Source organism: Bacteroides sp. Marseille-P3684 (assembly GCF_900291465.1).
Classification (GTDB): domain Bacteria; phylum Bacteroidota; class Bacteroidia; order Bacteroidales; family Bacteroidaceae; genus Phocaeicola_A.
In genome coordinates this window covers 278,315-304,835 of the sequence record NZ_LT985808.1, presented here as the reverse complement: position 1 = coordinate 304,835, position 26,521 = coordinate 278,315, and the positions used below count along the sequence as shown (strand labels likewise).

24 protein-coding genes, 2 tRNA genes and 1 pseudogene are annotated in these 26,521 nt (G+C 55.7%); 13 read left to right on the top strand and 14 right to left on the bottom strand.

Going from position 1 to position 26,521, the window contains the following annotated elements; genetic code table 11:
* Nucleotides 1-142: 142 nt before the first annotated feature.
* The 4 genes from C8275_RS01290 to dut all read right to left on the bottom strand — a co-directional run bounded on the left by C8275_RS01290 (nt 143) and on the right by dut (nt 4,614).
* Complete coding sequence (locus C8275_RS01290) at nt 143-1,426, bottom strand: murein hydrolase activator EnvC (RefSeq protein ID WP_022383472.1); 1,284 nt, start codon at nt 1,424-1,426, stop codon at nt 143-145.
* Nucleotides 1,427-1,518: 92 nt separating this feature from the next.
* A complete protein-coding gene (locus C8275_RS01285; RefSeq protein WP_106483772.1) occupies nt 1,519-2,355 on the bottom strand; it encodes a DUF4292 domain-containing protein in 837 nt (278 codons plus the stop codon).
* A complete protein-coding gene (locus C8275_RS01280; RefSeq protein ID WP_106483771.1) occupies nt 2,352-4,148 on the bottom strand; it encodes a tetratricopeptide repeat protein in 1,797 nt (598 codons plus the stop codon). The genes C8275_RS01285 and C8275_RS01280 overlap by 4 nt, the downstream gene beginning before the upstream one ends.
* Nucleotides 4,149-4,179: 31 nt before the next feature.
* A complete protein-coding gene (dut, locus tag C8275_RS01275) occupies nt 4,180-4,614 on the bottom strand; it encodes a dUTP diphosphatase (protein WP_022383475.1) in 435 nt (144 codons plus the stop codon).
* A gap of 119 nt (nt 4,615-4,733) precedes the next feature.
* On the opposite strand from dut, the gene C8275_RS01270 reads away from it, so the two are divergent.
* Nucleotides 4,734-6,065, top strand: coding sequence for a deoxyguanosinetriphosphate triphosphohydrolase (locus C8275_RS01270; protein ID WP_106483770.1), 1,332 nt, complete (start codon nt 4,734-4,736; stop codon nt 6,063-6,065).
* A gap of 22 nt (nt 6,066-6,087) precedes the next feature.
* Here the strand turns inward: C8275_RS01270 and C8275_RS01265 are convergent, their stop codons facing one another.
* Genes C8275_RS01265 through C8275_RS01255 form a run of 3 tightly spaced genes read right to left on the bottom strand, consistent with a single transcriptional unit; the run spans nt 6,088 to nt 8,111 of the window.
* Nucleotides 6,088-7,077 (bottom strand): GNAT family N-acetyltransferase, encoded by a 990-nt coding sequence (locus tag C8275_RS01265; RefSeq protein WP_022385898.1) that lies wholly within the window; start codon nt 7,075-7,077, stop codon nt 6,088-6,090.
* Nucleotides 7,078-7,102: 25 nt separating this feature from the next.
* Complete coding sequence (locus tag C8275_RS01260; protein ID WP_106483769.1) at nt 7,103-7,924, bottom strand: 1-acyl-sn-glycerol-3-phosphate acyltransferase; 822 nt, start codon at nt 7,922-7,924, stop codon at nt 7,103-7,105.
* Complete coding sequence (locus C8275_RS01255; RefSeq protein ID WP_106483768.1) at nt 7,914-8,111, bottom strand: hypothetical protein; 198 nt, start codon at nt 8,109-8,111, stop codon at nt 7,914-7,916. Before C8275_RS01255 ends, C8275_RS01260 begins: the two co-directional genes overlap by 11 nt.
* 2 nt (nt 8,112-8,113) lie before the next feature.
* Between C8275_RS01255 and C8275_RS01250 the strand changes: the two genes are divergently transcribed.
* Together C8275_RS01250 and C8275_RS01245 are read left to right on the top strand one after the other, a co-directional pair.
* Nucleotides 8,114-8,788: a B3/4 domain-containing protein gene (locus C8275_RS01250; RefSeq protein WP_106483767.1), complete on the top strand. Its 675-nt coding sequence runs from the start codon at nt 8,114-8,116 to the stop codon at nt 8,786-8,788.
* Between the two features lie 115 nt (nt 8,789-8,903).
* Nucleotides 8,904-9,572 carry an MgtC/SapB family protein gene (locus C8275_RS01245; protein WP_106483766.1) on the top strand — a complete coding sequence of 223 codons (669 nt, stop codon included), beginning with the start codon at nt 8,904-8,906 and terminating at the stop codon, nt 9,570-9,572.
* An 815-nt stretch (nt 9,573-10,387) separates the two neighbouring features.
* Here the strand turns inward: C8275_RS01245 and C8275_RS01240 are convergent.
* Complete coding sequence (locus tag C8275_RS01240) at nt 10,388-11,452, bottom strand: M20 family metallo-hydrolase (RefSeq protein ID WP_106483765.1); 1,065 nt, start codon at nt 11,450-11,452, stop codon at nt 10,388-10,390.
* A gap of 211 nt (nt 11,453-11,663) precedes the next feature.
* Here C8275_RS01240 and C8275_RS01235 point away from each other — a divergent pair, with 211 nt between their 5' ends.
* The 4 genes from C8275_RS01235 (at nt 11,664) to C8275_RS01225 (ending at nt 15,360) form a co-directional block, all read left to right on the top strand.
* Nucleotides 11,664-13,469, top strand: coding sequence for a long-chain fatty acid--CoA ligase (locus C8275_RS01235; protein WP_106483764.1), 1,806 nt, complete (start codon nt 11,664-11,666; stop codon nt 13,467-13,469).
* 85 nt (nt 13,470-13,554) lie between these two features.
* Nucleotides 13,555-14,670 (top strand): peptide chain release factor 2, encoded by a 1,116-nt coding sequence (prfB, locus tag C8275_RS01230; protein WP_022385892.1) that lies wholly within the window; start codon nt 13,555-13,557, stop codon nt 14,668-14,670.
* A 66-nt stretch (nt 14,671-14,736) separates the two neighbouring features.
* The gene (locus C8275_RS14695) at nt 14,737-14,877 is read left to right on the top strand and encodes a hypothetical protein (protein WP_022385891.1); all 141 of its coding nucleotides are present in this window, start codon (nt 14,737-14,739) and stop codon (nt 14,875-14,877) included.
* Between the two features lie 6 nt (nt 14,878-14,883).
* On the top strand, nt 14,884-15,360 hold the full coding sequence (locus tag C8275_RS01225) for a CYTH domain-containing protein (protein WP_022385890.1): 477 nt from the start codon (nt 14,884-14,886) through the stop codon (nt 15,358-15,360).
* A 61-nt stretch (nt 15,361-15,421) separates the two neighbouring features.
* On the opposite strand, the gene C8275_RS01220 is transcribed toward C8275_RS01225, so the two are convergent.
* Nucleotides 15,422-15,494, bottom strand: a tRNA-Pro gene (locus C8275_RS01220).
* Between the two features lie 115 nt (nt 15,495-15,609).
* Here C8275_RS01220 and C8275_RS01215 point away from each other — a divergent pair.
* A tRNA-Phe gene (locus tag C8275_RS01215) sits at nt 15,610-15,682 on the top strand.
* A 93-nt stretch (nt 15,683-15,775) separates the two neighbouring features.
* Here the strand turns inward: C8275_RS01215 and C8275_RS01210 are convergent.
* From C8275_RS01210 to C8275_RS01200, 3 genes are all read right to left on the bottom strand, one after another.
* A complete protein-coding gene (locus C8275_RS01210; protein WP_234395678.1) occupies nt 15,776-16,447 on the bottom strand; it encodes a hypothetical protein in 672 nt (223 codons plus the stop codon).
* Between the two features lie 17 nt (nt 16,448-16,464).
* Nucleotides 16,465-17,028, bottom strand: coding sequence for a flavin reductase family protein (locus tag C8275_RS01205; protein ID WP_106483762.1), 564 nt, complete (start codon nt 17,026-17,028; stop codon nt 16,465-16,467).
* 61 nt (nt 17,029-17,089) lie between these two features.
* Nucleotides 17,090-17,479 (bottom strand): VanZ family protein, encoded by a 390-nt coding sequence (locus tag C8275_RS01200; RefSeq protein WP_106483761.1) that lies wholly within the window; start codon nt 17,477-17,479, stop codon nt 17,090-17,092.
* A 103-nt stretch (nt 17,480-17,582) separates the two neighbouring features.
* Between C8275_RS01200 and C8275_RS01195 the strand changes: the two genes are divergently transcribed.
* The 3 genes from C8275_RS01195 (at nt 17,583) to C8275_RS01185 (ending at nt 20,917) form a co-directional block, all read left to right on the top strand.
* On the top strand, nt 17,583-18,947 hold the full coding sequence (locus C8275_RS01195; protein ID WP_106483760.1) for a sodium-dependent transporter: 1,365 nt from the start codon (nt 17,583-17,585) through the stop codon (nt 18,945-18,947).
* Between the two features lie 19 nt (nt 18,948-18,966).
* The gene (locus C8275_RS01190) at nt 18,967-19,866 is read left to right on the top strand and encodes a helix-hairpin-helix domain-containing protein (RefSeq protein WP_106483759.1); all 900 of its coding nucleotides are present in this window, start codon (nt 18,967-18,969) and stop codon (nt 19,864-19,866) included.
* An 82-nt stretch (nt 19,867-19,948) separates the two neighbouring features.
* Complete coding sequence (locus C8275_RS01185; RefSeq protein ID WP_106483758.1) at nt 19,949-20,917, top strand: Gfo/Idh/MocA family protein; 969 nt, start codon at nt 19,949-19,951, stop codon at nt 20,915-20,917.
* Between the two features lie 779 nt (nt 20,918-21,696).
* Here C8275_RS01185 and C8275_RS01180 read toward each other — a convergent pair.
* Both C8275_RS01180 and C8275_RS01175 read right to left on the bottom strand, forming a co-directional pair.
* Nucleotides 21,697-21,962: pseudogene (locus C8275_RS01180) on the bottom strand (DUF1016 N-terminal domain-containing protein); the annotation flags it as partial.
* On the bottom strand, nt 21,959-23,179 hold the full coding sequence (locus C8275_RS01175; RefSeq protein ID WP_106483757.1) for an ISL3 family transposase: 1,221 nt from the start codon (nt 23,177-23,179) through the stop codon (nt 21,959-21,961). The pseudogene C8275_RS01180 and the gene C8275_RS01175, both read right to left, overlap by 4 nt.
* A 296-nt stretch (nt 23,180-23,475) precedes the next feature.
* Between C8275_RS01175 and C8275_RS01170 the strand changes: the two genes are divergently transcribed.
* Together C8275_RS01170 and C8275_RS01165 are read left to right on the top strand one after the other, a co-directional pair.
* Nucleotides 23,476-24,036 carry an RNA polymerase sigma factor gene (locus C8275_RS01170; protein ID WP_106483756.1) on the top strand — a complete coding sequence of 187 codons (561 nt, stop codon included), beginning with the start codon at nt 23,476-23,478 and terminating at the stop codon, nt 24,034-24,036.
* Between the two features lie 275 nt (nt 24,037-24,311).
* Nucleotides 24,312-26,519, top strand: coding sequence for an anaerobic ribonucleoside triphosphate reductase (locus tag C8275_RS01165; RefSeq protein ID WP_106483755.1), 2,208 nt, complete (start codon nt 24,312-24,314; stop codon nt 26,517-26,519).
* Nucleotides 26,520-26,521 lie beyond the last annotated feature (2 nt).

The window sequence follows — 26,521 nt, the reverse complement described above, 5'->3', positions numbered from 1 at the left end:
CTCGTACGGACGCGTCCGTACGACGCTGCGGACAGGTCCGTACGAAGCGAGGAATGGAGCGGTTCTTTTCGAACTGTAAATTTGTAATGTTTGTTTGACGTGTGGACCTTTTCTGGATGATGGGGCACAGTTCCGGTGGAGCCTATAGCTTCAGCCACGCCTCCGGGTTGAGTCGTGCCGTCTCCTTGCGGAGTTGGAAGTGCAGGACCAGGTTGCCTGACGGGTCGGCAGCCACTTCGCCCAGCGTGTCGCGGGTCTTCACCTGCTGTCCGCGTCTGACGTGAGTCGACTTGAGGTTGCAGTAGACGGAGATGTAGCTCCCGTGGCGCACCAGTACGTTCGTCATACCGTTGTACTGGAACACCGCCGACACCTCCCCGTCGAAGATGGCACGCGCCTGTGCCCCCGGACGGCCCTTGATGTCGATGCCCTTGTTGTCGAGCGTCACGTGGGTGAGCCCGGGCAGGTTCTGCCTTCCGTAATGTTCCACGACGAGGTAGCCCCCGGTGATGGGGACGGGCAGGATGCCCTTGTTGCGTTCGAAGGTGGCAGAGAGGCGGCGGTCGCCGCTGTCGGTCTTGTAGGCTTCCATGGGAGCGGCTTTCGAGGTCTCCTTCGTCGTCCCGGTGGAGGAGGACGGACGTTTCTTTGCGGCGGCAGCCCGTCGGCGTGCCTCCTCCTCGGCACGCTTCTTGGCGGCGGCAATCTCTGCCTCGATGAGGCGGTCAATCTGTGCGTTCAGCCGTTCCGCCTGGCGGCGCTTCTGCGCCAGTTCGTTTTGCAGTCCCTTCTGCTTCTTCTGCAGGCTTGCCACGAGGGTGCGCTGTGCCTGCTCCTGTTTCTCCAGCTTGTCCTGTTCAGCGGACTGCAAGCCCAGCAGGTTGCTCTTCTCGTTGCGCACCTGGGTCAGCTCCGCCTGCTTCGCCTGTATCTCCTGTTGCTTGCGGACGATTTCCTCGGCTTGCCGGCGCTGGAAGTCCCCGTACTCGCGGACGTAGCGCAGGCGTCGGTAGATTTGCGACAGCTCCTCGGCGGAGAAGATGAACATGAGCTTCTCCTCCATGCTGCGGTTCTTGTGGCGATATTTCACGGACGTGGCGTACTTCTCCCGTCGGTCGTCCAGCTGGCGTTGCAGGTAGCCCAGCTGTCCGCGGAGGGTGACCAACTCGCTGTCGAGCGCTTTCATATCGTCGACGATGGAGGCGATGAGTTTGCGGCGCATGTCTATCTGCCCGCCCAGCACCTTGAGGTCGTTGAGCTGGCTGCGCACGTCCTTCTGCGTGGAGAGCAGCATTTGTTCCGATGCGGCAATTTCCTTCTGCAGGGCGCCACGGCGTTCCTGCAACTCCTGAATCTTCCGGTTGGTCTGTGCCGCAAGGGGAAGGGTCAGGCATAAGGCTATCAGGCAAATCCACAGTCTGTTCATAGGGCAGGTTATATGTGCTTTGAGATGAAAGGGGTGTCAGGCGGAAGCGGTTCCATCGGTCCGTCGGTCGGGAGTCCACCGCGGACGGAGGCTTACATCTTCATCAGCCGGTCGATGAGCTTGGCAGGGTCGACCCGTTCGTAGCGTTTCGACACCTGTGTCCGTGTCGCCCATCCGCTGTCGGTGCCGATGCGGTTGAGCGAGAGCGTCATCACTGCCGACGTGCGCAGTCCGAAAAGCTCGATGCGCATCTGGGCAGGATACTTCGCTCCTCCCAGGTCCACGAAGTCGCCGTAGGTCCAGTCCAGGCGGTAGTCGGAGCGTGAGCTGATCTCGGTGCGCTCCAGCAGTCCCGTCACGAGGGAGGTGAAGAAGCGGTATGCCAGCCTGCGGTTCCCGTCGCCGGTGAGCACCACGCTGTCGCCCTCCCGGCTGATGTCAAAGTGGCGTGCCTCGGCAGGGGTGACGTGCTGCAGTCCCGGCAGGATGAGTTCGTTCCAGAAGAGTGCCTGGAGTGTGTAAAAGTCCACTTGGGATTCCCGCAGGAAGGCAACATCGTTGTATGCCACGGAGATATACTGATGGTGCAGGCGGTCGACCAGCAGAACGGAGTCCCGGGTGAACTCGATGCGCCCGCCCTCGATGATGCCGAAGCCCACGAGCGAGAGCTGGATGACGTCGTCCTTCTTCATGCGGAAGTTGCCCCCGATGGAGAAGTCCTTCTCCCCCAGTTGCAGGGAGAAGCGCATCTTGGCGTTGATGCACTCGGTTTGCGGGGCCTGTGCGAGGACCCGCTCCACGCGTTCCGTCCGGTTGAGGCTTCCTGCGGACGGACTTTTGCCCGTCACACCACGGGACGACTTACATCCGGTGAGCAGTCCGGCAGCTGCGACAAGGCAGCACAGGGTAATCTGTTTCCACGCTTTCATTCGGCTATGTATTTCTTCAGTTTGATCTTACGTTCCAGTGTCTTGGACTCGTTGTCTTCCATCCCCAGCGCCTTCCGCCAGAACTCCAGCGCCTTCTCGGTATCGCCGGTCATGTAGTAGATGTCGCCGCAGTGTTCCCAGACGGCAGCTCCGGGCGACTGTTCGTTCTTGATGGCATCGTCGATGTAGAGCTTCGCCTCGGCATAGCGGCCCTTCTCGAAGAGAATCCAGGCGTAGGTGTCCAGGTAGGTGGCGTTCTGCGGTTCTGCCTTGACGGTCTTGTAGCTCATCTCTTCCGCCCGGTCGAGGTCTTTCCTTTCGAGGGAGAGGTAGTAGGCGTAGTTGTTGAGCGTGCCGATGTTCTCGGGGTTGTAGACGAGCGAGGAGTCGTAGGCGGCGTATGCCAGCTGGTTGTTCTGCTTCTCGTGGTAGATGTCCCCCATGAGCTGGTAGAAGTTGGAGATGAGTTCCTTGTCACTTTTCTCAGTGGCCTGCTCGACGCCTTTGCTGAAGGTGGCGAGCGCCTCGTCGGTGCGGTCCACCTGGTAGTAGGAGAGCCCGAGGTAGTAGTAGAACTCGATGACTTCGGGGTTGTACTCCAGTGCCGGGCGGCAGATGGCGATGGCGTCGTTGTAGTCGTCCTTCTTGACGGCATAGCTCAGCAGCTGGAGGCGTGCGACGGTATTGTCCGGCTCTATTTCCAGGATGTGGTAGAGCACGGGCTTGATGCGGTCGTCGGGCATTTGCTTCGTAATCATGTACTGGGCGCAGAGCATGCTCAGGTCCGCGCTCTCACGTTCGAGCGGGAGGATGCGTCGGAACATGTCCATGATGCGGGTCGTGTCGCCGTTGCCCGTCTGTTCGCTGTCGATGATGAGCTGGCGCATGATGTCGAGCCGGGTGGGCGTGTCGAGCTTCTCGTTGAGCAGGGCTCGGTCGAGGCAGGCGTTGTAGAGCGAGTCGTTGCCCTGACGCTGGTAGTAGCTTGCTACGGCGAGCTGAGCCTGAGGGTTGTCCGGCTCTTCGTCCAGTACGCCGCGGAAGGTGGCGTAGGCGTCGTCCATCCGGTCGTTGTCCAGGTAGACGCCTCCGAGTATGAGCTTATAGCGTGTGTCGTTCGGATATTCCTTCACGAGCTTCTCTATCTCGTTGAAGGCGTGTGCGGTGCTGTCCATCTGCAAGTAGATGCGGAACTTCTCCATGCTGAACTGCTCGGACTTTCCCTCCTTGACCTCCAGGCGGTCGAGGGTGCGGATGACGTTCGGGTTGTCCTGCTTCTCGCCGTAGAGGCTCACGAGCGCCAGGAGCGGTTCGCTGCGTTGGGGGAACTGTGCCGCCATGGACTCATAGACGGCGATTGCCTTGTCCGGCTGCCCGGCACGCTGGTAGAACGCCGCCAGCGTCTGTTTGTACCAGAAGTTGTCGGGGTTGACGGCGACGGCGCGCTCGAAGCAGTCCTGCGCCTTGTCCGCCTGGTTGAGCATCGTGTAGAAGTAGGCCATCTCATAGAGGACGGCGCCGGACGTCGGGTCGATGCTGAGGCAGTGCTCATACATCTCCAGGGCAGCGTCATAGTCGCCGGACTGCTTGAGCCGTGAGGCCTCGATGAGGAAGTATTCGAACTTGCGCTGCTCGTCCTCGGTCAAGGCTTTCTCGGTGACGGTTGCCGTGGCGGTGTCCGGCTGACGGGTGGCGCGTGCCGATGAGCCGCAGGAGGCAGCCAGCGCGAGCAGGCTGAGCCAGGCGCAGCACAGCACCAGGCGTCGGAGTAGGAGTGTGGGGGTTCGTTTCATTGTCGGTAGTCGGAGTGGAGGTTGGGGGTCTTTAGTGCTTGCCGGTGTGACCGAAGCCACCGGCGCCGCGTTCGGTGTCGTCGAGCGTGTCGACTTCGTTCCAGGTGACCTGCTCATGGCGTGCCACGACGAGCTGGGCGATGCGTTCGCCGTCCTCGATCACGAAGTCGTCCGGTGAGAGGTTGACGAGGATGACGCAAATCTCCCCGCGGTAGTCGGCGTCGATGGTGCCGGGAGCGTTGAGCACGCCGATGCCCTTCTTGATGGCAAGCCCGCTGCGGGGACGTACCTGTGCTTCATAGCCTGCGGGCAGGGCGATGTACAGCCCCGTGGGGACGAGGCAGCGTTGGAGGGGTTTCAGGACGATGGGCTGGTCGAGGTTGGCTCGGAGGTCCATGCCGGCGGACAGCGGCGTGGCGTATGCCGGCAGGGGATGTCTGGATTTATTGATGATTTCTACGTTCATAATCTGTCAGTACGTGTTCTGTCCTGCGAAAGTACGTAATTCGAAAAACATAGCGGAAAAGATTTTCAATTATTTAAGCGTATTGTAACTTTGCATCCGTACTAACGTGACACTCCGCTATGAACTGGAACCAACTCTTATCGAACAAACGCTTCGGCCTGGAGGAACTTCATGCCCGCAAGAAGGACGACCGCACGGAGTTCCAGCGGGACTATGACCGCCTCATTTTCTCAGCTCCGTTCCGGCGCTTGCAGAACAAGACACAGGTCTTTCCCCTGCCGGGCAGCATCTTCGTCCACAACCGGCTGACGCACAGCCTGGAGGTCTCCTGTGTGGGACGCTCGCTGGGCAATGACTCCGCCAAGCAGCTGCTGGCGCTGCATCCCGAGCTGGCTGACACCCACCTGACGGAAATCGGCGCCATCGTCTCGGCGGCCTGCCTGGCGCATGATATGGGCAATCCGCCTTTCGGGCACTCGGGCGAGCGCGCCATCGGAACGTATTTCTCGGAAGGCAACGGACTGCGTCTGCGCGAACACCTCTCGGAGGAGGAGTGGCAGGACCTGATTCACTTCGAAGGCAATGCCAATGCTTTCCGTCTGCTGACCCACCAGTTCATCGGGCGCCGCAGGGGTGGCTTCGTGATGACCTACACGACCCTGGCTTCGATTGTCAAGTATCCCTACGCCTCGTCGCTGGCGCTGCATAAGCCCAAGTTCGGCTTTTTCGTCAGTGAGGCAGACGACTTCCGACGCATCGCCGACGAACTGGGCATGGTGCGCCTGAGCCGTGAGGGTGCGCCCCTACGCTACGTGCGCCATCCGCTGGTCTACCTGGTGGAAGCGGCGGACGACATCTGCTATCAGGTGATGGACATGGAGGATGCCCACAAGTTGAAACTGGTGGGTACGGAGGAGATACGGCAACTGTTCCTCGGCTTCTTCGGTGAGGAGAAGCGGACGCACATTGCCGAGGTCTGCCGCATGGTGCAGGACGTGAACGAGCAGGTCGCCTACCTGCGTTCGTCAGTCATCGGAGTCTTGGTGAAGGAGTGTACCCGTGCCTTTGTCGAGCACGAGGAGGAGCTGTTGGCAGGGACGTTCAAGGGAAGCCTCATCGACCACATCAGCCCCGAGGTGCACGCGGCGTACGAGGCATGTTCGCGCAAGGCATACGCCAGCATCTACCGTTCGAAGGACGTGGTGGACATCGAGCTTGCCGGTTTCAAGGTCATCATGACCCTGCTCGACCTGCTCATCGACGCGGTCATGTCGCCCGAGAAGGCTTACTCGCAGCTGCTCATCAACCGCGTGTCCGACCAGTACGACGTGCATGCACCCACGCTCTACGGGCGCATCCAGGCGGTGCTCGACTACCTGTCGGGCATGACGGACATCTACGCGCTGGACCTCTACCGCAAAATCAACGGCAACAGCCTCCCGGCGGTGTGAGGCGGGCAGGAACTGCCGGCGCCTACTGCTTGGACTCGTAGATGACCCGGTTGGCGCCGGAAGTGATTTTCAGGGCTTCGGGGTGCTGCTTGACGAAGGACTCGATGTGGCGGATGCGCTTCTCCTCCAGAATCTCGTCGACGGCAATCAGGATGCCGGTCTCCTCGACGTCGCCGAAGCCGTAGTTGATGGCAGTGCCGAACATGCGCATCGTCGGCGACAGCCCCATGTAGGCATTCACCAGCGGGGGAATGTTGTAGCCCAGCTTGCGCACCTCGGTGTTCAGTATCTTGTAGTCCTCCTTGAACGTTTCCTTACAGAAGATGGTCTTCAGCAGCTCCGGGTCCGTCTCCAGCTGGAGGGGCTTCAACGGTGTGATGAGGTTGTCCTTGTCCTCGAAGTGCTTGTTGAGGAAGTAGAGAATCATGTCCCGCCCGAAGCGGTTGTACGAAGGATACATGGTCATCTTTCCGAAGAAGTACTTCACCTCGGGCATGACCACGGTGAGTGCTCCCAGGCCGTCCCACAGGTTGTCGAGGGCGAACAGCCCCTTCGAGCCTGCGCGGGTCGACTGGTATTCGAGGGTGACGAACGAACGTCCCAGCTCGATGGTCGTGGGCAGGAAGTCCGTCAGGAAGCGGTCGGAGAAGTGGAACAGGTGGGCGGTCGCCAGCTTCGGCTGTCCGTTCTCGTCGAACTGTACGTCCGTGCCGCGCAGGTAACGGTAACCGCCGAGAATCTCTTCCGCCTCCGGATTCCACACGACGAGCTGCTTGTAGGGGTTCTCCATCGTGTCATACTCGTCGAGGTCGTAGGGCAGTCCCGTCCCGCCGCCGGCAGCCCGGAAGGCGATTTCGCGCAGACGTCCGATCTCGCGCAGCACGTTCGGCGAGTCCTGGTACGTCACTATGTAGATTTCGTTGTTGCTCTTGTTCGTAAAACGAAGACGCTTGTCTTCGGTCAGCTCCGACTTCAGTACTTCCTTGGGTATCGGTGCGATGATTTCTTCCATAGATTTTTATTTGCTTTATGCTGGTTTACAACTTATAGACCGACTCTTTCACGTACGCCGCCCACTGTGTCGGTGTCCGGCTCTTGTCAAATGTCTGCCAGGGGATGGGCTTGCCGATGGTGACGCGGAAGGTCTTGTGGCGGTTCTTGAACATCTCGTCGGCGAGATAGAGCATGGCGATGTTGAACTTGATGCCCAACGCCTTGCATACGTTCGCCAGGTTGTAGAAGAAGTCGGAGTTGCGCCCCTCGAAGTGTATGGGGACAATGTCGCGCTGGTGTTGCACGCTCTTCACGATGAAGGTCTTCTTCCACTCCAGGTCCCGGATGACACCGTTGTGCCGACGGGAGCAAAGCCCGGCAGGGAACATGATGATATGACAGTCCGAGTTGAAGCCGGCTTCCACCATGAGCGGGAAGTCCTTGGCCTGCGAGCCTGTCTTGTTGATGGGGATGAAGAGGGGGGCAAGGCCCTTGAGGTTCATCAGCAGGTCGTTGACCAGGTATTTGATGCGCCCGTCGTAATGCTTGCCGAGCAGGTAGCCCAGCGCCACGCCGTCCTGTCCGCCCAGGGGATGATTGCTCACGAACGTGCAGAGCCGTCCGTCGTCGGGCAGGTTCTCCAGCCCGTGCACGTCCAGCTTCGTGTCGAGGAACTTCATCCCTTCCTCCAGAAAGTCCACGCCGACTTTCCCTTCCACGCTGCGCAGGAACCCGTTGATTTCGTCCTGATGGACGATGCGCTTCAGGTAGGACACCACGAAGCGGGGTACATACTTTGCTTTCGCCCCTGCCTTAGCTTCCAAGATACGGTCTATGTCAATCAAGAACTGCGAGTCAGTCTTCATGCTTATCCTTGTCATATATAACTCCCTGCAAAAATAGTGCATCTTTTCTATTCCGTCTCCCTTGCATGGGGAAAAATTCAGGACGAATGCCAAATTCGTTGCCTTCTTGTTCATTTAGAACCGCCTTTATGCTACGATTCTGTCTTAAAATGGCTAATTTTGCTTGCAAAACAGCATATCGATACATCCATGCGCATACTCTTATCTGACGAAATCAGGAACGCCTGTCCCGACTTCTGCGGGCTGGCCGTGCTCGCCCGGGTGCAGAACAGTGCCTACTGCGAGCCACTTTGGGAGGAAATCGAACGTTTCACCGCGGACTACCGTGCCCGCTACACCACCGACTCCATCAAGTCGATGCGCCCCATCCAGGCGACGCGCGAGGCATACAAGCGGTGCGGCAAGGACCCCAGCCGCTACCGTCCGTCATCGGAAGCCCTCTGCCGACGCATCCTCAAGGGCAGTCCGCTCTACCAGATAGACACGCTGGTCGACCTTATCAACGTGGTCTCCATCGCCAGCGGTTACTCCATCGGGGGATTTGACGCCGACAAGATTGAGGGGGACACGCTCACCCTGGGCATCGGCCGTCCGGGAGAACCCTATGAGGGCATCGGGCGCGGCACGCTCAACATTGAGGGGCTGCCCGTCTACCGGGACGCACTCGGGGGCATCGGCACACCGACGAGCGACCACGAACGCACCAAGCTGACCCTCGGCACCACCCGTCTGCTGGCCATCATCAACGGTTACAGCGGACGGGAAGGACTGGAGGAGGCTGGCGCCTACCTGCAGGACCTCCTGCGCCGCCATGCCGGCAGCGATGGCGGAACGGTCATCCGGTTCGGGGCAATTGACAATTGACAATGGACGATTGACAATTATCCTTCGGGAGAGGCTTTTGACTCGTGAGACCGACGGTCCGTGGCGTTTGGCCGGACGTGTGTTGTTTACCTTTAGCACTTGATTAATCCACAGTATGAACATGACTCTTGAATTTATCTTCCGTTTGTTTCTCGCCGGAGTGCTCGGTGCGCTCATCGGGCTGGACCGCGAGTACCGTGCCAAGGAGGCGGGTTACCGGACGCACTTCCTCGTGTCGCTGGGCAGTGCCCTGCTCATGATTCTGTCGCAATACGGCTTCATGGCGGTGGTCGACCACCCCGGTGTGAACCTGGACCCGAGCCGCATCGCCTCGCAGGTCGTCACCGGCATCGGCTTTATCGGAGCCGGTACCATCATCTTCCAGAAGCAGATAGTGAGAGGCCTGACGACCGCTGCCGGCATATGGGTCACGTCGGGCATCGGAATGACCATCGGAGCGGGGATGTACTGGCTCGGCATTTCGGCTGCGGTCCTGACACTCATGGGACTGGAGCTGCTCAGCTATCTGTTCAAGAGCATCGGCATGCGCAGCTCCTACATGGAGTTCTCCACGACGAAGCGTGAGGTGGTCAATGCCGTCCGCGAACGCCTGCTGGAACACGATTTCATCATCGCTTCCTACCAGATGGAGCAGGTCAACCACGAGAGCGCCGCGACCTACCAAGTGACGATGGTCATCAAGGCGCGCAAGGCGGGCGAACATGACCTCTTTGACCTCCTGCACGATTTCCAGGACGACATGAACATATATAAGGTAGAATAGCCTCTCGCGGACGTGTCCATCAGGCGGCGAATGTAGGGGCGACATAACACAATTGACAATTGACAATGGACAATTGACAATTACCTTGCGGCGTGGGGGATGTGACTGCAAGGCGATAATTGTCCATTGTCAATTATCAATTGTTAATTGAATATGTTGGACCGGGCGACCAGACCGGTCGCCCCTACATTTTCTCTATGAACGGTTTATCCAAACGACATCATTTCCCCGTTTTTAACATCAGATTTTCCCGATTTGCCGTTTTCAGGTAACGCGTGTTTTCGCAAAATCGTCCCAATTAGAAAATTGCACGTTAAATATTTTAAGATACGTCCGTCGAAACGTACCTGAATAAACCTCTATTCACATAATTATATCGTTTCTAACGCGAAAAAGGCATCCGCCGCTTTCCTTTCCACGGTTGAAAGCACCGGTGGTTGGCTTCGTACGGACGCGTCCGCACCACCGTACCGACGTGTCCGCACCGTCGTGGTCGTTCGTCCGTACGAAAACAGGCACCTGTTTCCACTTTTCAGCGACCAAAGGGACACGATTCCGTGAGTGTGAAATTGCGTCCGTCCGTGTGAAAAGACCGGCGGAAAGGAACGAATGGGAAGAAAATGGAAACAGAAGGAAAGGAAACCGACGAGAATACCGTCAGTGTGCAAAACATAAATCGCCCGAGAAGGCGCTCCGTGGTCACCAACTCGTATTTTGGTGCAAGGAAGCCCCTTCTCGGGCGATTCGTTTGACATTTTGACAAATTGACACAACCGCCGGACCCCATCACCTGTTTCCGGTTGCCGTGTCCGGTCTTAGCCGATGACCAGTCCGTCGAGGAGTTCGTAGTAGAGGTCGAGCGCCTCCTCCAGTTCGCGGATGAGGATGTACTCGTTGGCAGTGTGCGAGCGCGACGATTTCCCCGGACCGATTTTCACCGAGGGGAAGGGCATGAGTGCCTGGTCGGAGAGGGTGGGGGAGCCGTAGGGCGTCCGTCCCAGTTCCACGGCGCGGCGGACCACCGGGTGGGAGGCGTCGATGTGCGACGAGTTGAGGCGGAAGGAGCGGGCTGTGACCTCGCTGCTGACGTGCTGGCTGATGAGGCTGAAGAGTTCTTCGTTGGTGTACAGCTCGTTGCTGCGTATGTCGACGACGAACGAACATCGGTCGGGGATGACATTGTGCTGTGTGCCGGCATTGATTTGTGTGACGCTCATCTTCACCGGGCCCAGCAGGGGCGACACCCGTTCGAAACGGTACGTGCGGAACCATTCGATGTCCGTCAGGGCATGGTAGATGGCATTGTCGCCCTCCTCGCGTGCGGCATGACCCGCCTTTCCGTGGGCGGTCACGTCGAGGACCATCAGTCCCTTTTCGGCGATGGCTGGCTGCATCTCCGTGGGCTCTCCCACGATGCCCAGTGCGATGGGTGGCAGCTTGGGGAGTACGCTCTCGATGCCGTTCTTGCCCGAGACCTCCTCCTCACAGGAGGCGAGGAAGATGAGGTTGTAGGGCTGCTCCTTCCGTGTGAGCCTGCAAAAGGTCTGGAAGAGGCAGACGAGGCTTCCCCCGGCGTCATTGCTGCCAAGGCCGTAGAGCTTCCCGTTGACTTCCGTAGGGGTGAAGGGCTGTTTCTGCCATCCACTGACGGGCTTGACTGTATCGATGTGTGAGTTGAGCAAGAGGGTGGGTTTGTCCAGGCTGAACTGCGGGCTGACGCACCAGACGTTGTTGCCTGAGCGGTTGGTGAGGATGCCGCTGCGCTCCATGTAGTTCTGTAGGGCATTGGCTGCCGCTTCTTCTTCGCGGCTCATCGAGGGCGTGCTGATGAGCACTTTCAACAGGTTGAGAGCCTCGCTTAGCATTGCTTCTTTGTCCATAGTCGTTCGTGATTGTGCGTGCAAAAGTACGATACTTCGGAATAAAAACCATACCTTTGCCCCCATAAAAATGTCCCCGGAGCATCCGTGGGGCGGACCTGCCGACGGGTGGCCGACCGACGAGGCGCGCGCCCGGTGGTGTGAGACGGTCCGTCCGCCGGGCGGATAACCTCTTTCCGGACAGCCCGTAAACTAAATATCCATAAGAAGCATGTCGCACCCTCATTTGGCCTTGCTCGTACAGGAGCAGGCGAAGAAATATGCTAACCGGACGGCGCTACGTTACCGCGACTACGCCACCGGCACGTGGGTTCCCGTGACGTGGAACCAATTCTCCCATATCGTCGATGTCGCCTCACGCGCCCTGCTCGAACTGGGCGTGGGGGTACAGGAGAATATCGGCGTCTTTTCACAGAACAAACCCGAGTGCCTGTACATGGACTTTGCCGCGTTCGGCGTGCGTGCGGTGTCCATCCCGCTCTATGCCACCAGCTCCGCCGAGCAGGTGGGCTACATCCTGCAGGATGCCGGCATACGCTTCCTGTTCGTCGGCGAGCAGTACCAGTACGACGTCGCCTGCCAGGTAGCTAAATCGTGCCCCTCGCTGGAGCGTGTGGTCATCTTCGACCGCAAGGTCATCCGCCATTCGCAGGACTCGCTGTCGCTCTACTTCAACGAGTTCCTGGCACTGGGCACCGACGCGGCTGTCACTGCCGAGCTGGAACGCCGCCGGCACGACGTCAGCGAAGAGGACCTGGCAAACATCCTCTATACGTCCGGGACCACGGGCGAGCCGAAGGGCGTCATGCTCCACCACTCCTGCTACGCGGAGGCGTTCCGTATCCATGACATCCGTCTGCCCCAACTGACGGACGCGGACGTGGTGATGAACTTCCTCCCCCTGACCCACATCTTCGAGAAGGCGTGGACCTACCTTTGCATCAACCGTGGCTGCACGGTGTGCATCAACCTGCGTCCGGCGGACATCCAGCAGACCATCCGCGAGGTGCGCCCGACGGCCATGTGTGCCGTCCCGCGTTTCTGGGAGAAGGTCTACACGGGCGTGCAGGAGAAGATTGCTTCGAGCAACTTCCTGAGCCGGATGATTTTCCGCGACGCCCTGCGGGTGGGACGGCGTTACCACCTGGACTATGTGCGGGTGGAGAAGAAGCCCCCCTTCTTCCTGCGTCAGCGTTACCGCCTCTACGACCGTACGGTCTACCGTCTGCTGAAGAAGACGCTGGGCATCGAGCACGGCAACCTGTTCCCCACAGCCGGTGCCGCCATCCCCACGGTGGTCGAGGAGTTCGTTCACTCGGTGGGCATTCCCATGCTGGCAGGCTACGGACTGACGGAGTCGACCGCCACGGTGTCCTGTGACCCCCTGCCGCGTTACACCATCGGCTCGGTGGGCGCGGTGATGCCCGACGTGGAGGTGAAGCTGGGAGAACACGACGAGATACTCCTGCGCGGCAAGACCATCACGCGCGGTTACTACCGGAAGGAGGAACTTACACGTGAGGCCATCGATGCCGACGGCTGGTTCCACACGGGTGACGTGGGCTACCTCAAGGACGGCGAGCTGTTCCTGACCGACCGTCTGAAGGACCTGTTCAAAACGTCCAACGGCAAGTACATCGCTCCCCAGGCGATCGAGAGCCGCCTCGTGGTGGACCGTTACATCGACCAGGTAGCCGTCATCGCGGACCGCCACAAGTACGTCACGGCACTCATCGTGCCCGTCTACGACCTGGTGCGCGAGTTTGCGGCACGGCGCGGCATCGTTTACCAGACGATGGAGGAGCTGCTCCGCCATCCGCAGGTCATGGCGCTCTACCGCGAGCGCATCGACGCCTTGCAGCAGCAACTGGCACACTATGAGCAGGTGAAGTATTTCACGCTCCTGCCCGAGCCGTTCAGCATGCAGCGGGGAGAACTGACGAATACGCTGAAGATCAAACGTCCGGTCATCTACCGGAACTACGCGGCGGAGATAGAGAAGATGTACGAGGAGTGAGGCGGCGCGGTTTGTGCCCCGCGCATGCGGCGTACTTCGTAAATTCTCTTTATCTTTGCACATTGAACCATATAAGTAGCTAAGCATGATAACCATAGAACAACTGAAAGATGTCAAGGAACGTACCGAAGCCCTGAAACGCTATCTGGACATTGATGCCAAGCAGATTCAGGTGGAGGAAGAACAGCTGCGCACCCAAGCTCCCGGATTCTGGGACGACGCCAAGAAAGCGGAAGCCCAAATGAAGAAGGTCAAGGGACTGCAAGGCTGGATTGACGGATATAAAGAGGTGAAAAGCCTTGCCGACGAGGTGGAAATCGCCTTCGACTTCTGCAAGGACGGACTCATCACCGAAGCCGAACTGGACGAGGCGTACGCCAAGGCATCCGAAGCCATCGAGGCGCTGGAGCTGAAGAACATGTTGCGTCAGGAAGCCGACCAGATGGACTGTGTGCTCAAAATCAACTCCGGTGCCGGTGGTACGGAAAGCCAGGACTGGGCGTCGATGCTGATGCGCATGTACATGCGCTGGGCGGAGGCGAACAAGTATAAGGTGGCAATTGCCAACCTGCAGGAAGGCGACGAGGCGGGCATCAAGTCGGTGACGATGGAGATTCAGGGCGCCTACGCCTACGGATACCTGAAGGGTGAGAACGGCGTGCACCGCCTGGTGCGTGTGTCACCCTACAATGCCCAGGGCAAACGCATGACTTCGTTCGCATCGGTCTTTGTCACTCCGCTGGTCGACGATACCATCGAAGTGGACATACAGCCGGCGTGCATCTCGTGGGACACGTTCCGGAGCGGTGGTGCCGGAGGACAGAACGTCAACAAGGTGGAGTCCGGTGTACGCCTGCGCTACCAGTATAAAGACCCCTATACGGGCGAAGAAGAGGAAATCCTCATCGAGAACACCGAGACGCGCGACCAACCCAAGAACAAGGAAAACGCCATGCGACAGTTGCGCTCCATCCTTTACGAGAAGGAGATGAAGCACCGCATGGCAGAGCAAGCAAAGATAGAGGCGGGGAAGAAGAAGATCGAGTGGGGCTCGCAGATACGAAGCTACGTCTTCGACGACCGCCGCGTGAAGGACCACCGCACGAACTATCAGACGTCGGACGTGAACGGCGTGATGGACGGCAAGATTGACGGCTTCATCAAAGCCTACCTGATGGAGTTTGGCGACGCCGAGGTATAGCCCCTCCCCATCCGTCCGGATGAACCGGCAAATGAATGAACAGAAGAACTTAAAAACGAAAATACCATGAGTCAGAGAAGTCAACAAAAGCATGCGGCTCGTGAACGCCGCGAAGAGCAGAAAGCCGACCGCGTAGTGAAAGGCATATTCATCGGCCTGATTGTTTTGGCGGTCATCGCCATGATTGCCTATTCCGTGTTGGGATAACGCTTTATGCCGCAAGAGATAGAACGGAAATTTCTGGTGTCGGGAGCATTCCACAGCCTCGCCTATGCCTCCTCCGAGGTGGCACAAGGCTACCTGTGCAGTGCTCCCGAACGCTGTGTGCGTGTCCGTATCCGCGATGGACGGGGGTACCTGACCATCAAGGGTGCGTCCGATGCATCGGGGCTGAGCCGTTATGAGTGGGAGCGTGAGATTCCGTTGGAAGATGCCCGCCACCTGATGTCGCTCTGCGAACCGGGACGTATCGAGAAGACGCGTTACCTGGTGCGGCACGGGAAGCATACGCTGGAAATCGATGAGTTCCATGGCGAGAACGAGGGACTGGTGATGGCGGAAGTGGAGCTGGACGATGTAGACGAGCCGTTCACCCCACCTTCCTACCTGGGCCGTGAGGTCACCGGCGACGAGCGTTACTACAATGCCTACCTGTCCAAGCATCCCTACGCGACGTGGCAGGAACGCTGACAGAGGGATATAAAAAGAAAAACGGACACTCCATGAAGAATGTCCGTTTTTCTTTGCACTGTCGGAAAGAGGCGACTCGAACGCCCGACCCCTACGTCCCGAACGTAGTGCGCTACCAACTGCGCTACTTTCCGTTTTGCGGTTGCAAAGGTACGCACTTTTTTGTAACTGCCAAAGGAATGGATAGAAAATTGCGAAAAATTTGTAAGTTCAAGAATTATTCCTATCTTTGCAGCGCAATCAAGCAATGGTGTCATAGCTCAGTTGGTAGAGCAAAGGACTGAAAATCCTTGTGTCCCCGGTTCGATTCCTGGTGACACCACTTTGAGACGAAGAGAACTACAGCGATGTAGCTCTCTTTTTTTATACCCGTATTCCAGCGGGTGCAGGGTGCGGTACGGCTTCCACCTTCCCTCTATCCGATGAAGTCTTCCAGCTTTCGGGTGGGGACTTCCGGATGCAGGCGTTGCAGATGGGCGAGTATCCGGGCATGCGACTCCTCGGGAGTGCATCCGGCATCCAGGCGTCCGTAGAGCACTTCGGGCAACGTGTAGCGAGCCACACCCCAGCCGTAGGGACGGCCGTGACGGTCGATGTTGTATTCGAAGTCGGCTATGACAATGTGCAGTCCCATCATCAGGCGCGTCAGAATCGGGTCGAGGGAGAGCTTGAGCTCCGGCTGACGGTCGACGAGGTCATCGGGATGCCTCCTTCCCCTGCCACGGACGAAGCCCAACAGACGGCGCAGGTCCTTGACCGTCACCCCACCTTCCGATGCGATGGTCTGCAACACCACGTCGTCGAGGGCAGCGGTGTCCTCGTCCTTGGCATAACGGCAGGTACGGCGATAGTTCATCAGGTGGGGCAGCCATTCCAGGCTGACGTAGCCGGCCTTCTTGCGGAAGAACTTGCCGTAGGCGCAGTGTCCCTCGCGGATGAGGGGGCCTTTCCATTCCCACGGACCATCCTCCCCGTCAGCAAACCAATATTCAGGCGCCGTCCGCTCCTCGATGGAGAAACCGGGGATGCCGCAACGGAAGAACGGCAGGAACCCCTCGCGGAGTACCTGCTGCTCCAGTGTAATCATGTTGTCAATGACCGGTATCATCGCTTCAGTGCCGTCCCGTCCTTGAATGCATTGCCGACCCGCTCGCCTGCCACGAGATAGCCCATGTTCACCGGGTCAAAGATGAGGGGGCGCAGCTTGGCAGGGTCAATCTTCCCTTTCTCGTTGAGGATGCTTTCGTCGGCTGACACGTTGATGATGCGTCCGACGAGGTGACACGTCTGCGGGTCGTAGGACACCAGTTCGCACTCCACCGTCATGGGCAGTTCCTCGATGAGCGGGGCATTGACGAACTCCGACTTCACGGCGTGGAAGCCTGCTTTGGCAAACTTGTCCGGCTCTTTGTTGCCCGAGATGATGCCCACGTAGTCGCATGCCACCAGCTGGTCTGCTGTTCCCATGCTCACGGTGAAGGCCCGTGTGACAAGCAGGTTCTTCACGGTCTTATGTCCCTCACTCAGGCACAGGTTGATGCGGTCGTCGTAGTCGATGCCTCCCCAGGCGGCATTCATGGCGTCGGGACGTCCCTCTTCATCGTAAGTGCCCACGATGAATACAGGTTGTGGATACGTCCATGCTTTTGCTCCAAAGTTCTTTCTCATAAGTTTATCCTCCTATGTATAATGTACGTACTGTCTGTTGGCGGGACCCTCGTCCCTTGATTTAGCGGACCTTCTTCAGGAAGTGGCGCCGGTAGACCGTGAAGCCCAGGAGGGCGCCCAATCCGACACCGGTGACGTTTGCCAGGAAGTCCAGCCAGTCGCCCGAACGGGTCGTCGTGCAGTACGCCTGCCCCAGTTCGATGAGTCCGCTCAGGACGATGGGCAGGACGATGGCGCCGACACAGAGCTTCGGGTAGTCGATGTGCGTGTGGCTGCGCAGGTACTCAATCCACAGGCTCGACGAGAGCACGAGATACATCAGGATGTGCACCCACTTGTCAATGAAGGGGACGTCGTCCATTTCAGTTTCAGGGACAGGCAGGAAGCATGCCAGCAGGATTGCCACGATGAGCAACCACGACACGGTGTAGCGTAAGATAAGTCGGGACATGGCTAAACGAATCTTTTTGGTTGATTATAGAGACAAAATTATAACAATCTCTTCAAAAATGCGTAGTTTTGCCTGAAACTAATAACAAACACTAACTCTTCTGATGACAAATTCAGACCGCGTAAACTTCGGAAGCCGCATCGGCGTCATCCTCGCCTCTGCCGGTTCTGCCGTCGGATTGGGCAACATCTGGCGTTTCCCTTACGAGGCAGGACAACATGGTGGAGCGGCGTTCATCCTCATCTACCTGCTCTGCGTGCTGTTCATGGGCATGCCTGTCATGATTTCCGAGTTCCTCATCGGACGCCGCTCGCGTGCCAACACGGCAGGAGCCTACCGCATCCTTGCACCGGGTACTCCCTGGCGTTGGGTGGGATTCCTCGGCGTGCTGACGGGCTTTCTCATCCTGAGCTACTACTCCGTGGTGGCAGGCTGGACACTGGAGTTCATCGTCGAGGCGGGCACCAACAGCTTCGCCGGAAAGACCGCACCGGACTTCAGCGCCTCCTTCGCCTCCTTCCTGCAGAAGCCTGTGCTCCCAGTCATCTGGACAGCCTGTTTCCTGTTGCTGACCCACTTTGTGGTCGTGCGTGGCGTGAAGAAGGGCATCGAGCGCTCGTCGAAGCTCATGATGCCGCTGCTCTTCATCCTAGTGATTGTCCTTGCGGTCTGTTCCGTCAGCCTGCCCGGTTCGGAGAAGGGGTTGCTCTTCCTGTTCCGTCCCGACTTCAGCAAGGTCACTTCCGACGTCGTGCTGGGTGCCATGGGGCAGGCATTCTATTCGCTGAGTCTCGGCATGGGCTGCCTCTGCACGTATGCCTCCTACTTCAGTCGCGACACCAACCTGGCGAAGACGGCAGGCAGCGTAGGCGTAATCGATACCTGTGTGGCGGTGCTGGCAGGCATCATCATCTTCCCGGCAGCATTCTCCGTGGGCATCAGTCCCGATGCAGGGCCCGAGCTGATTTTCATCACCCTGCCCAACGTGTTCCAACAGGCGTTTGCCGGAGTGCCGGTCCTGTCGTACATCTTCTCGCTGATGTTCTACATCCTGCTGGCGCTGGCGGCACTGACGTCGACCATCTCCATCCACGAGGTGGTGACTGCCTACCTGCATGAGGAGTTCCATCTCTCGCGGACGCGGGCTGCCACGCTCGTCACTGCCGGCTGCCTTTTGCTCGGTGCTGCCTGCTCCCTGTCGATGGGCGTGTGGAGTGACTTCACGATAGCCGGAATGAACCTTTTCAACCTCTTTGACTTCACGACCACCAAAATCATGCTTCCGCTGGGCGGCATGCTCATCTGCCTGTTCACCGGATGGTATCTCGACCGTCGGCTGGTCTATGCCGAGGTGTCGAACGAAGGCAGCCTGAAGGTGCGCTTCTTCCGGGCATACATCTTCCTGGTACGCTATGTCGCCCCGATAGCCATTGCCGGCGTGTTCCTGAAGGAGTGGGGGCTGTTCTGAACCTGAACCGTGACGTTGTATGTGGAAAGATACCCTTTTCTGTTCGTACTGGGAACAGCGACTTGTCGTGGTCCTGTCGGTACTGGCACTGGTGCTTATGGTGAGTGTCGGGGTCTACCGACGTGCCGCGCGGTCTGACTCTGTCGAGGTGACGGATGCGGATACCGCAGCCATCAGGCAGGCGTTCATTCGTGCCGACAGTCTGCACCGTCAGTCTGCCGGAAGGGGAAGGCGGACGGCAGTCGTGCCGGTCCCGTTTGACCCCAACCGTGCCGATTCCGTCCGGTTGTCAAGTCTCGGACTGCCTCCCTACGTGGTGCGCAACATCCTGAAGTACCGTGCCCGCGGCGGCGTGTTCCGTACACCCGAATCCCTTGCACGCATCTACGGGCTGACAGCGGAAGACTACGCCCGCCTGCGTCCGTACATCCGCATCACCCTGCCGGAGAAGGAACAGGCGTCGTCCGTCCGTCAGAAGAACACCGGGAAGGCGGACGGCTGGTGGGTGCGCCCCTCGAAGTTTGCCGAAGGGACGACTGTCGAACTCAATGCCGCCGACACGGCAGTGCTGCAACGGGTGCCCGGCATCGGGCGCGTCCGTGCATCGCGCATCGTCGCCTATCGGAACCGTCTGGGCGGCTTCGTGCGTGTGTCCCAACTGACGGAAATCAGCGGAATGCCCGACAGTCTGTGCCGGTGGTTCACCGTCGGTCCGCTGACGGAAAAGCCGATTCACATCAACCGGGCGGAAGCTGCGCAGCTCAGCCGCCATCCGTACTTGAACTACCGGCAGGCAAGGGCCATCACGGACTTCCGCCACAAGTACGGGCCCCTGCACTCCCTCCGTCAGCTGGAGCTCTATGAGGAGTTCACGGCGGACGACCTGAAGCGCCTCGCCCCGTACGTGGCATTTGATTAGGAGAACGGACAGGAGCTCCTGTCCTGATTGTATGATAAAACGGACGCACAGTCTGTGCGTCAGACAAACAAATGGATACATTATGAAAGTAGGAATTATTGGAGCCGGTGCCATTGCCGCCAAGATGGCGGAGACACTGGCAGGAATGAAGGATGCCGAGGGATACGCCATTGCATCGCGCAGCCTGGACTCGGCACGTGCGTTTGCCGACCGATGGGGATTCCCCCGCGCGTACGGTTCATACGAGGAGATGCTCGAAGACCCCGACGTGGACCTGGTCTATGTCGCCACACCGCATTCGCACCACCGCGACCATGCCCTGATGTGCCTGCATCATGGCAAGCCCGTGCTGTGTGAGAAGGCCTTCACCGCCAACGCCGTGCAGGCTGAAGAGGTGCTCGGCTATGCGCGTGAACGGGGCGTGTTCATCACCGAAGCCATCTGGACACGCTACATGCCACTGTCGCATCGGCTCAACGAGCTGCTGGCGGAAGGCGTCATCGGCCGTCCCACGATGCTGACTGCCAACCTGGGCTATCCGTTGAGCCACAAGGAACGGATGTACAACCCGGCATTGGCAGGCGGTGCACTGCTCGACCTGGGTGTGTATGCCCTCAATTTTGCCCTGATGGCATTCGGCACGGACATCGAACGGGTGGACTCCGCCTGTGTGAAGACGAAGACCGGGGTCGATGCCCAGGAGAGCTTCACGCTGACCTACCGTGACGGACGGATGGCGGTGCTCAGCAGCACGATGATGGCAAAGACCGACCGTCAGGGTATCATCTCGGGCGAGGAGGGACACCTCATCGTGGAGAACATCAACAACCCCCAGCGCATCACCGTGGTCGACAGCGAATACCGCGTGAAGTCAGTCTATGACTGCCCGAAGCAGATTACCGGCTACGAATACGAGGTGCAGGCATGTGCCGAGGCACTGCAGCGGGGTTGGCTGGAGGCGCCCGACATGCCCCATTCGGAGACACTCCGCGTGATGCGCCTCATGGACGACCTGCGTGCCCACTGGGGTGTGCGCTTCCCCTTCGAGTGAGGTGGTGCCCCTGTGTAGTTGCAGGACGGACTGTCACATTGCAACCGAATCCCCGTTTCCGCTTGACGGATTCGGTGAAATTGCACTTTTCAGCTAACTTGACTTTTGAGAAAAAACGATAAAGTAGGCTTTTTTAGGAATATTCATACGGAAGTCGTCGTATGAATATTCCAAAGAAGGGCATATTCCGGATATTTATGCAGTGAAACAATATTGTTTTGCTCGTCAAACAATATTGTTTCACGTGCCAAACACAAGTGTTTGACGAGTCAAACAATATTGTTTCATTTCCCGAACACTTGTTTTTGAAGGATGAAACACTTGTTTTAGCAAAACGATACAATAATTTTCATTCGTTCACCTCTAGTTTGTTCCGGATGAGGCTGGTTTTGAAAGTGTGATATTGGGTGGAAATGTCGCAGACGTGGAGCTTATTGCTCCTTTTTCGGCTGAATGTATTCCTTATTGATGCAACTTTTGTCCGACGGGTTGCAATGTGTATTTAGCGAATCGCCCGAGAAGACCCGTTTTACTCACCAACTTGTATTTTGGTGCGAAAGCGGGCCTTTTTGAGGGGGTTCGTTTGACGTTTTGACAAAATGGTAAATGGGGTTTGATTTGGGTTTAAGGGTCTCGGGCATTTAAAATGGGCATAACAGAAAACTGCATACTCTCTTTTTGGAAGAATTTTGCATCATCGGTACATCAATGCCGAATACTTGAAATCCGTTAAATTGCGAAATTACTGATTTCGTAATTGGTATCGAGTCTTTGTCCGATTGCGCAATCGTTGATTGCGTAATTGATGACATGGCACCTTTTACCATCACCAGTTCTTGATTGTACTCATTGAAGAACTTACCATATATTGCATATTACGTACAGTAAATCCTTTGATCTCAGAGTAGTCGTTCTTCAAATCCACCGCCAGCCGCTGAAAAGTCTTCTTGCCCCAACCGTCAGTGTATTGACTTTGCTGTAGCATCCTGCCAATGTCCCAGTACATCCGCAGCATTTCCTTATTGGCGGCATAAATTGGGTTCATCCGACATTTCGCGTGATGCGGCAATCATGCAGTGCATATAGCCTCAATTCAAAGTATCGTTCATCCCTAAATCCATATGCCGTTCTCTTCATGACCTTTATCTTGTTGTTGATGCCTTCTACCTTTCCGGTTGATATATGGCAGTCATACCATGCGAGTATGCCTGTCCTGTGTGCCGTTACCGTAGTTGCCATCTTCACCAATTGCGGCACTTTGCTCTCCCGGGCTTGCTTTACCCAATCCGTCATGCCCCTTTCGGCATCGTCCTTATTGACCTGCATCCAGATTTCCCTGAGCTGTTCTTTCAGGTAGTATGCCTGCGACAGGGGCTTGTTCATATCCAGCGCGTTGTCAAGCCGTGTCTTATACTCCTTGTCGAAGATATCCGCCCCATTACTCAGTAACAGGTATCGCGTACCTTTCAACACCTTGCGTTTGTTGATGTCTTTTTCCATGTGGTATTGCACCCTACGTATTTCATCCAGTTTCTCGTTCATAAGCTTTACCACATGGAAATGGTCAAACACGTGCACCGCATTCGGGCAATTCTCATATACAGAGGAGATGAAGGCGGCGGAGAGATCTGTTGCAATATACTTGATGCCAACGCCTTTTCTTCTGATCCGTTTCCAAAAGCCATCCAGGGCGTCTGCTCCTTTGCCGTTACCGACATAGAGAATACGGCCACTCTTTAGGTCAACCACGATTGTCTTGTACACATGTCCTTTCCTGACCGCAAATTCATCTATGCCAATGCTGTCCACTCCTTCAAGGGAGGGAGGCGCGTAATGGTATTCAAGATGACGCGTATGGATATCCTTGACGGTATCCCAGGATACGCCCAGGAGATTGGCTGCGTCTTTCAAGGTCATGCTCCTTAACAGGTCGACTACATATTTTGCGAAACGATGGGTGTAACCGCAACTACCCGTGGCAAAGGGTATGCTCTCCTGACGGTCATAATCACAATCCTGATTCTTGCACTTATAGCGTTGGACTTTCATGCGGATTATCACCTTTTTGCCGCCTATCGGGAGTCCTATAAAGTCACGAACTCGAAAACCGTTCTTGACCAATTGGCGATGCCCGCACTTAGGACATTCTTTCTTCCGCTCTTTTGCTTCAATATGTAAGATAATTGTATTACCTTTGTATTCCTCACGAGTGCATTTGTGGTTATATAACCCCCAAGCATGATATAGAAAACTGCTGTTCATTACTGTACATTTGTTTGTGCTTATTCAAATATACAATTTGTTCAGCGGTTTTTCTTCTTTAATAAACTATCACGCGAAATGTCGGATGAACCANTGGTTATATAACCCCCAAGCATGATATAGAAAACTGCTGTTCATTACTGTACATTTGTTTGTGCTTATTCAAATATACAATTTGTTCAGCGGTTTTTCTTCTTTAATAAACTATCACGCGAAATGTCGGATGAACCAAAAAATACGGCTCTCTTCTTTTCGTAAAACGGAAGAAGAGAAGCCTTACTCCAATAAAGACAAAGATGACAAACGAAACCTTTTTCCGTTTCCAGCAAGGGGATGAGACTGCATTCAAGACTCTTTTCTATGAATACAGTCCCAGCCTGCTCGCCTTTGCACGCCGTTTTGTGCAGGAAGAAGAAGTAGAAGATGTGGTACAGGATATCTTTATGCAGATATGGAATCATCGTCAGGAGTTCAAGAATCCGGAGGCGATAAGAACTTATCTGTTTACTTCGGTCAAGCATCGTTGTCTGAATATTCTTCGCAGTGAAGACACTCATCATACCTATCTGGAGTCTTTGTCAGAAGAAGACTTTTATGATCAGATGCTCGATGTGGAAGTATATACGTTACTGTATCGGGCCATTTCGGAATTGCCCGACAATTATAAGAAAGTGATAAATTACTCTCTTGACGGATACCACATTGATGAAATTGCCGAGCAGATGCATACGACAGTCGATGCAGTAAAGGCCTATAAGAAACGGGCAAAGGAACAGCTTCGCAAAAAGATGGGAACCTTATATGGTTCAAGTTTTACGGCAATGCTGCTTCTGGATGTTTTTCTGGAGAAACTTTGATGGATAACTTTTCATTTGTTCTACCTCAACTGTTTGTTCATCAGTGCATAGAATATATTTTACTGTTTCTGTATGTATGTTTGCTTGTTCGATTAACTGTTTAGAAAATACTTCTTGTGTATAAGTTTTCTATTTTCTTTTGTATTGCTACTGCTTATCAATTGATTAATATTTTTTAATTGCCGAAAAGTTGTCCAAAACGGGAAACCTTCCTCTGTATATGCTACCTTTGCTTGCAAATTTAGCATAATAGATAATTAGAAAAACAGTAGGAAATGATACAGACAGTAATCAAGCGTGACGGACGAATTGTGGGCTTTAACGAAGAGAAAATAGCCACTGCTATCCGTAAGGCAATGTTGCATACAGAAAAAGGAGAAGACTTCAGACTGATACATCAGATTACCGACCGTATCTCTTTTAATGGAGATGCACAGATGACCGTTGAGGCTATTCAGGATGCCGTGGAAATGGAACTGATGAAGAGTAGCCGAAAAGACGTGGCACAGAAATATATTGCTTACCGGAATCAGCGCAGTATAGCCCGTAAGGCAAAGACAAGAGATATTTTCCTGGAGATTATCAATATCAAATCGAATGATATTACCCGTGAAAATGCAAACATGAATGCCGATACACCGGCAGGAATGATGATGAAGTTTGCCAGCGAGACTACCAAACCGTTTGTTGACGACTATCTGCTTAGTGAAGACGTGCGCGAAGCCGTTGCGGGTAACTATCTGCACATACATGACAAGGATTATTATCCAACTAAAAGTCTTACCTGTGTGCAGCATCCGTTAGATCATATCCTTCAGAATGGTTTTTCGGCAGGACATGGAGAGTCCAGACCGGCCAAACGTATTGAAACAGCCAGCATATTGGGATGCATTTCGCTGGAGACTGCCCAGAATGAGATGCATGGCGGACAGGCTATTCCTGCCTTTGACTTTTATCTGGCTCCATATGTGCGCAGCAGTTACATTGAAGAAATAAAGAATCTGGAAGAACTTAACGGAGCAGACTATTCGCATCTGTATGCAGAAGAACTTTCAGACTATCTGCAAAAACCGCTTGACGGCCTGTCGGGCGACGAACGCATCGTGCAGCATGCCGTAAACAAGACGGTAGCCCGCGTGCATCAGGCTATGGAGGCATTCATACACAATATGAACACCATACATTCACGAGGAGGAAACCAGGTAGTGTTCAGTTCCATCAATTACGGTACGGATACTTCTGCTGAGGGACGCTGTATCATACGTGAGCTGTTGAGAACAACTTATCAGGGAGTGGGTAACGGTGAGACTGCCATTTTCCCTATTCAGATATGGAAAAAGAAAAGAGGAGTCAGCTATCTGTCGGAAGACCCCAATTATGACCTTTATGTACAGGCATGCAAGGTGACGGCACGACGCTTCTTCCCTAACTTCCTGAATCTGGATGCCACGTTCAATCAGAGTGAGGACTGGAAAGCCGATGACCCTCTGCGTTACCAGCACGAAGTGGCTACAATGGGTTGCCGTACGCGTGTGTTTGAAAACCGTTTCGGTCCGAAGACTTCGATAGGACGTGGAAACCTCTCATTCTCTACAATCAATATTGTCCGCCTGGCCATCGAGTGCATGCAAATAGAAGACAAGGAACAGCGCATAGCCCGTTTCTTTGCCAAACTCGATGCGATGCTTGAAGTTACGGCCCGTCAGCTGCATGAGCGTATGGAATTTCAGAAAACAGCTTTTGCCAAACAGTTCCCTCTTCTGATGTCGGCTTTGTGGATTGGTTGTGAGAAGCTGAAACCCAACGATACGATAGCTCTTGTTATCAATCAGGGAACATTGGGTATAGGGTTTATCGGACTGGCTGAGTGTCTGGTGGCACTGGTGGGCAAACATCACGGTGAGTCGGAAGAAGCTCAGGAACTGGGATTGAAGATTGTAACCTATATGCGTGACAGAGTGAACCAGTTCTCTGAACAGTATCAGCATAATTACAGTGTGCTGGCTACGCCGGCCGAAGGTCTTTCGGGCAAGTTTACACGCGTTGACCGCAAGGATTTCGGAATCTTGCCCGGTATAACCGACCGTGACTATTATACCAATTCCAATCATGTGCCCGTATATTATAAGTGCAGTGCCCGTCATAAGGCTGAGATAGAGGCTCCTTATCATGACCTGACACGTGGAGGCCACATCTTCTACGTAGAGATTGACGGAGATGCCACACACAATCCCGAAGCCATTATGCGTGTGGTGGATATGATGGACCGTTACAACATAGGTTATGGCTCGGTAAACCATAACCGTAACCGCTGTCTGGACTGTGGTTATGAGAATGCCGACCCCCATATGGAAGAATGTCCCAAGTGCGGAAGCAGGCACATTGACAAGCTTCAGCGCATAACCGGATATCTGGTGGGAACAACCGACCGATGGAATCAGGCCAAACTGGCAGAACTGAATGACCGTGTAATACATAATTAAGC

Bases quoted from the DNA above. Each gene is read 5' to 3' on its own strand.
- C8275_RS01185 (WP_106483758.1), top strand. From the start codon at position 19,949: ATGAAAGTAGGAATTATTGGAGCCGGTGCCATTGCCGCCAAGATGGCG.
- C8275_RS01225 (WP_022385890.1), top strand. From the start codon at position 14,884: ATGCCGCAAGAGATAGAACGGAAATTTCTGGTGTCGGGAGCATTCCAC.
- C8275_RS01210 (WP_234395678.1), bottom strand. From the start codon at position 16,447: ATGATTACACTGGAGCAGCAGGTACTCCGCGAGGGGTTCCTGCCGTTC.
- dut (WP_022383475.1), bottom strand. From the start codon at position 4,614: ATGAACGTAGAAATCATCAATAAATCCAGACATCCCCTGCCGGCATAC.
- prfB (WP_022385892.1), top strand. From the start codon at position 13,555: ATGATAACCATAGAACAACTGAAAGATGTCAAGGAACGTACCGAAGCC.
- C8275_RS01170 (WP_106483756.1), top strand. From the start codon at position 23,476: ATGACAAACGAAACCTTTTTCCGTTTCCAGCAAGGGGATGAGACTGCA.
- C8275_RS01270 (WP_106483770.1), top strand. From the start codon at position 4,734: ATGAACTGGAACCAACTCTTATCGAACAAACGCTTCGGCCTGGAGGAA.
- C8275_RS01245 (WP_106483766.1), top strand. From the start codon at position 8,904: ATGAACATGACTCTTGAATTTATCTTCCGTTTGTTTCTCGCCGGAGTG.
- C8275_RS01190 (WP_106483759.1), top strand. From the start codon at position 18,967: ATGTGGAAAGATACCCTTTTCTGTTCGTACTGGGAACAGCGACTTGTC.
- C8275_RS01235 (WP_106483764.1), top strand. From the start codon at position 11,664: ATGTCGCACCCTCATTTGGCCTTGCTCGTACAGGAGCAGGCGAAGAAA.
- C8275_RS01280 (WP_106483771.1), bottom strand. From the start codon at position 4,148: ATGAAACGAACCCCCACACTCCTACTCCGACGCCTGGTGCTGTGCTGC.
- C8275_RS01165 (WP_106483755.1), top strand. From the start codon at position 24,312: ATGATACAGACAGTAATCAAGCGTGACGGACGAATTGTGGGCTTTAAC.
- C8275_RS01240 (WP_106483765.1), bottom strand. From the start codon at position 11,452: ATGGACAAAGAAGCAATGCTAAGCGAGGCTCTCAACCTGTTGAAAGTG.
- C8275_RS01260 (WP_106483769.1), bottom strand. From the start codon at position 7,924: ATGAAGACTGACTCGCAGTTCTTGATTGACATAGACCGTATCTTGGAA.
- C8275_RS01255 (WP_106483768.1), bottom strand. From the start codon at position 8,111: ATGTATCGATATGCTGTTTTGCAAGCAAAATTAGCCATTTTAAGACAG.
- C8275_RS01200 (WP_106483761.1), bottom strand. From the start codon at position 17,479: ATGTCCCGACTTATCTTACGCTACACCGTGTCGTGGTTGCTCATCGTG.
- C8275_RS01250 (WP_106483767.1), top strand. From the start codon at position 8,114: ATGCGCATACTCTTATCTGACGAAATCAGGAACGCCTGTCCCGACTTC.
- C8275_RS01285 (WP_106483772.1), bottom strand. From the start codon at position 2,355: ATGAAAGCGTGGAAACAGATTACCCTGTGCTGCCTTGTCGCAGCTGCC.
- C8275_RS01290 (WP_022383472.1), bottom strand. From the start codon at position 1,426: ATGAACAGACTGTGGATTTGCCTGATAGCCTTATGCCTGACCCTTCCC.
- C8275_RS01195 (WP_106483760.1), top strand. From the start codon at position 17,583: ATGACAAATTCAGACCGCGTAAACTTCGGAAGCCGCATCGGCGTCATC.
- C8275_RS01205 (WP_106483762.1), bottom strand. From the start codon at position 17,028: ATGAGAAAGAACTTTGGAGCAAAAGCATGGACGTATCCACAACCTGTA.
- C8275_RS14695 (WP_022385891.1), top strand. From the start codon at position 14,737: ATGAGTCAGAGAAGTCAACAAAAGCATGCGGCTCGTGAACGCCGCGAA.
- C8275_RS01175 (WP_106483757.1), bottom strand. From the start codon at position 23,179: ATGAACAGCAGTTTTCTATATCATGCTTGGGGGTTATATAACCACAAA.
- C8275_RS01265 (WP_022385898.1), bottom strand. From the start codon at position 7,077: ATGGAAGAAATCATCGCACCGATACCCAAGGAAGTACTGAAGTCGGAG.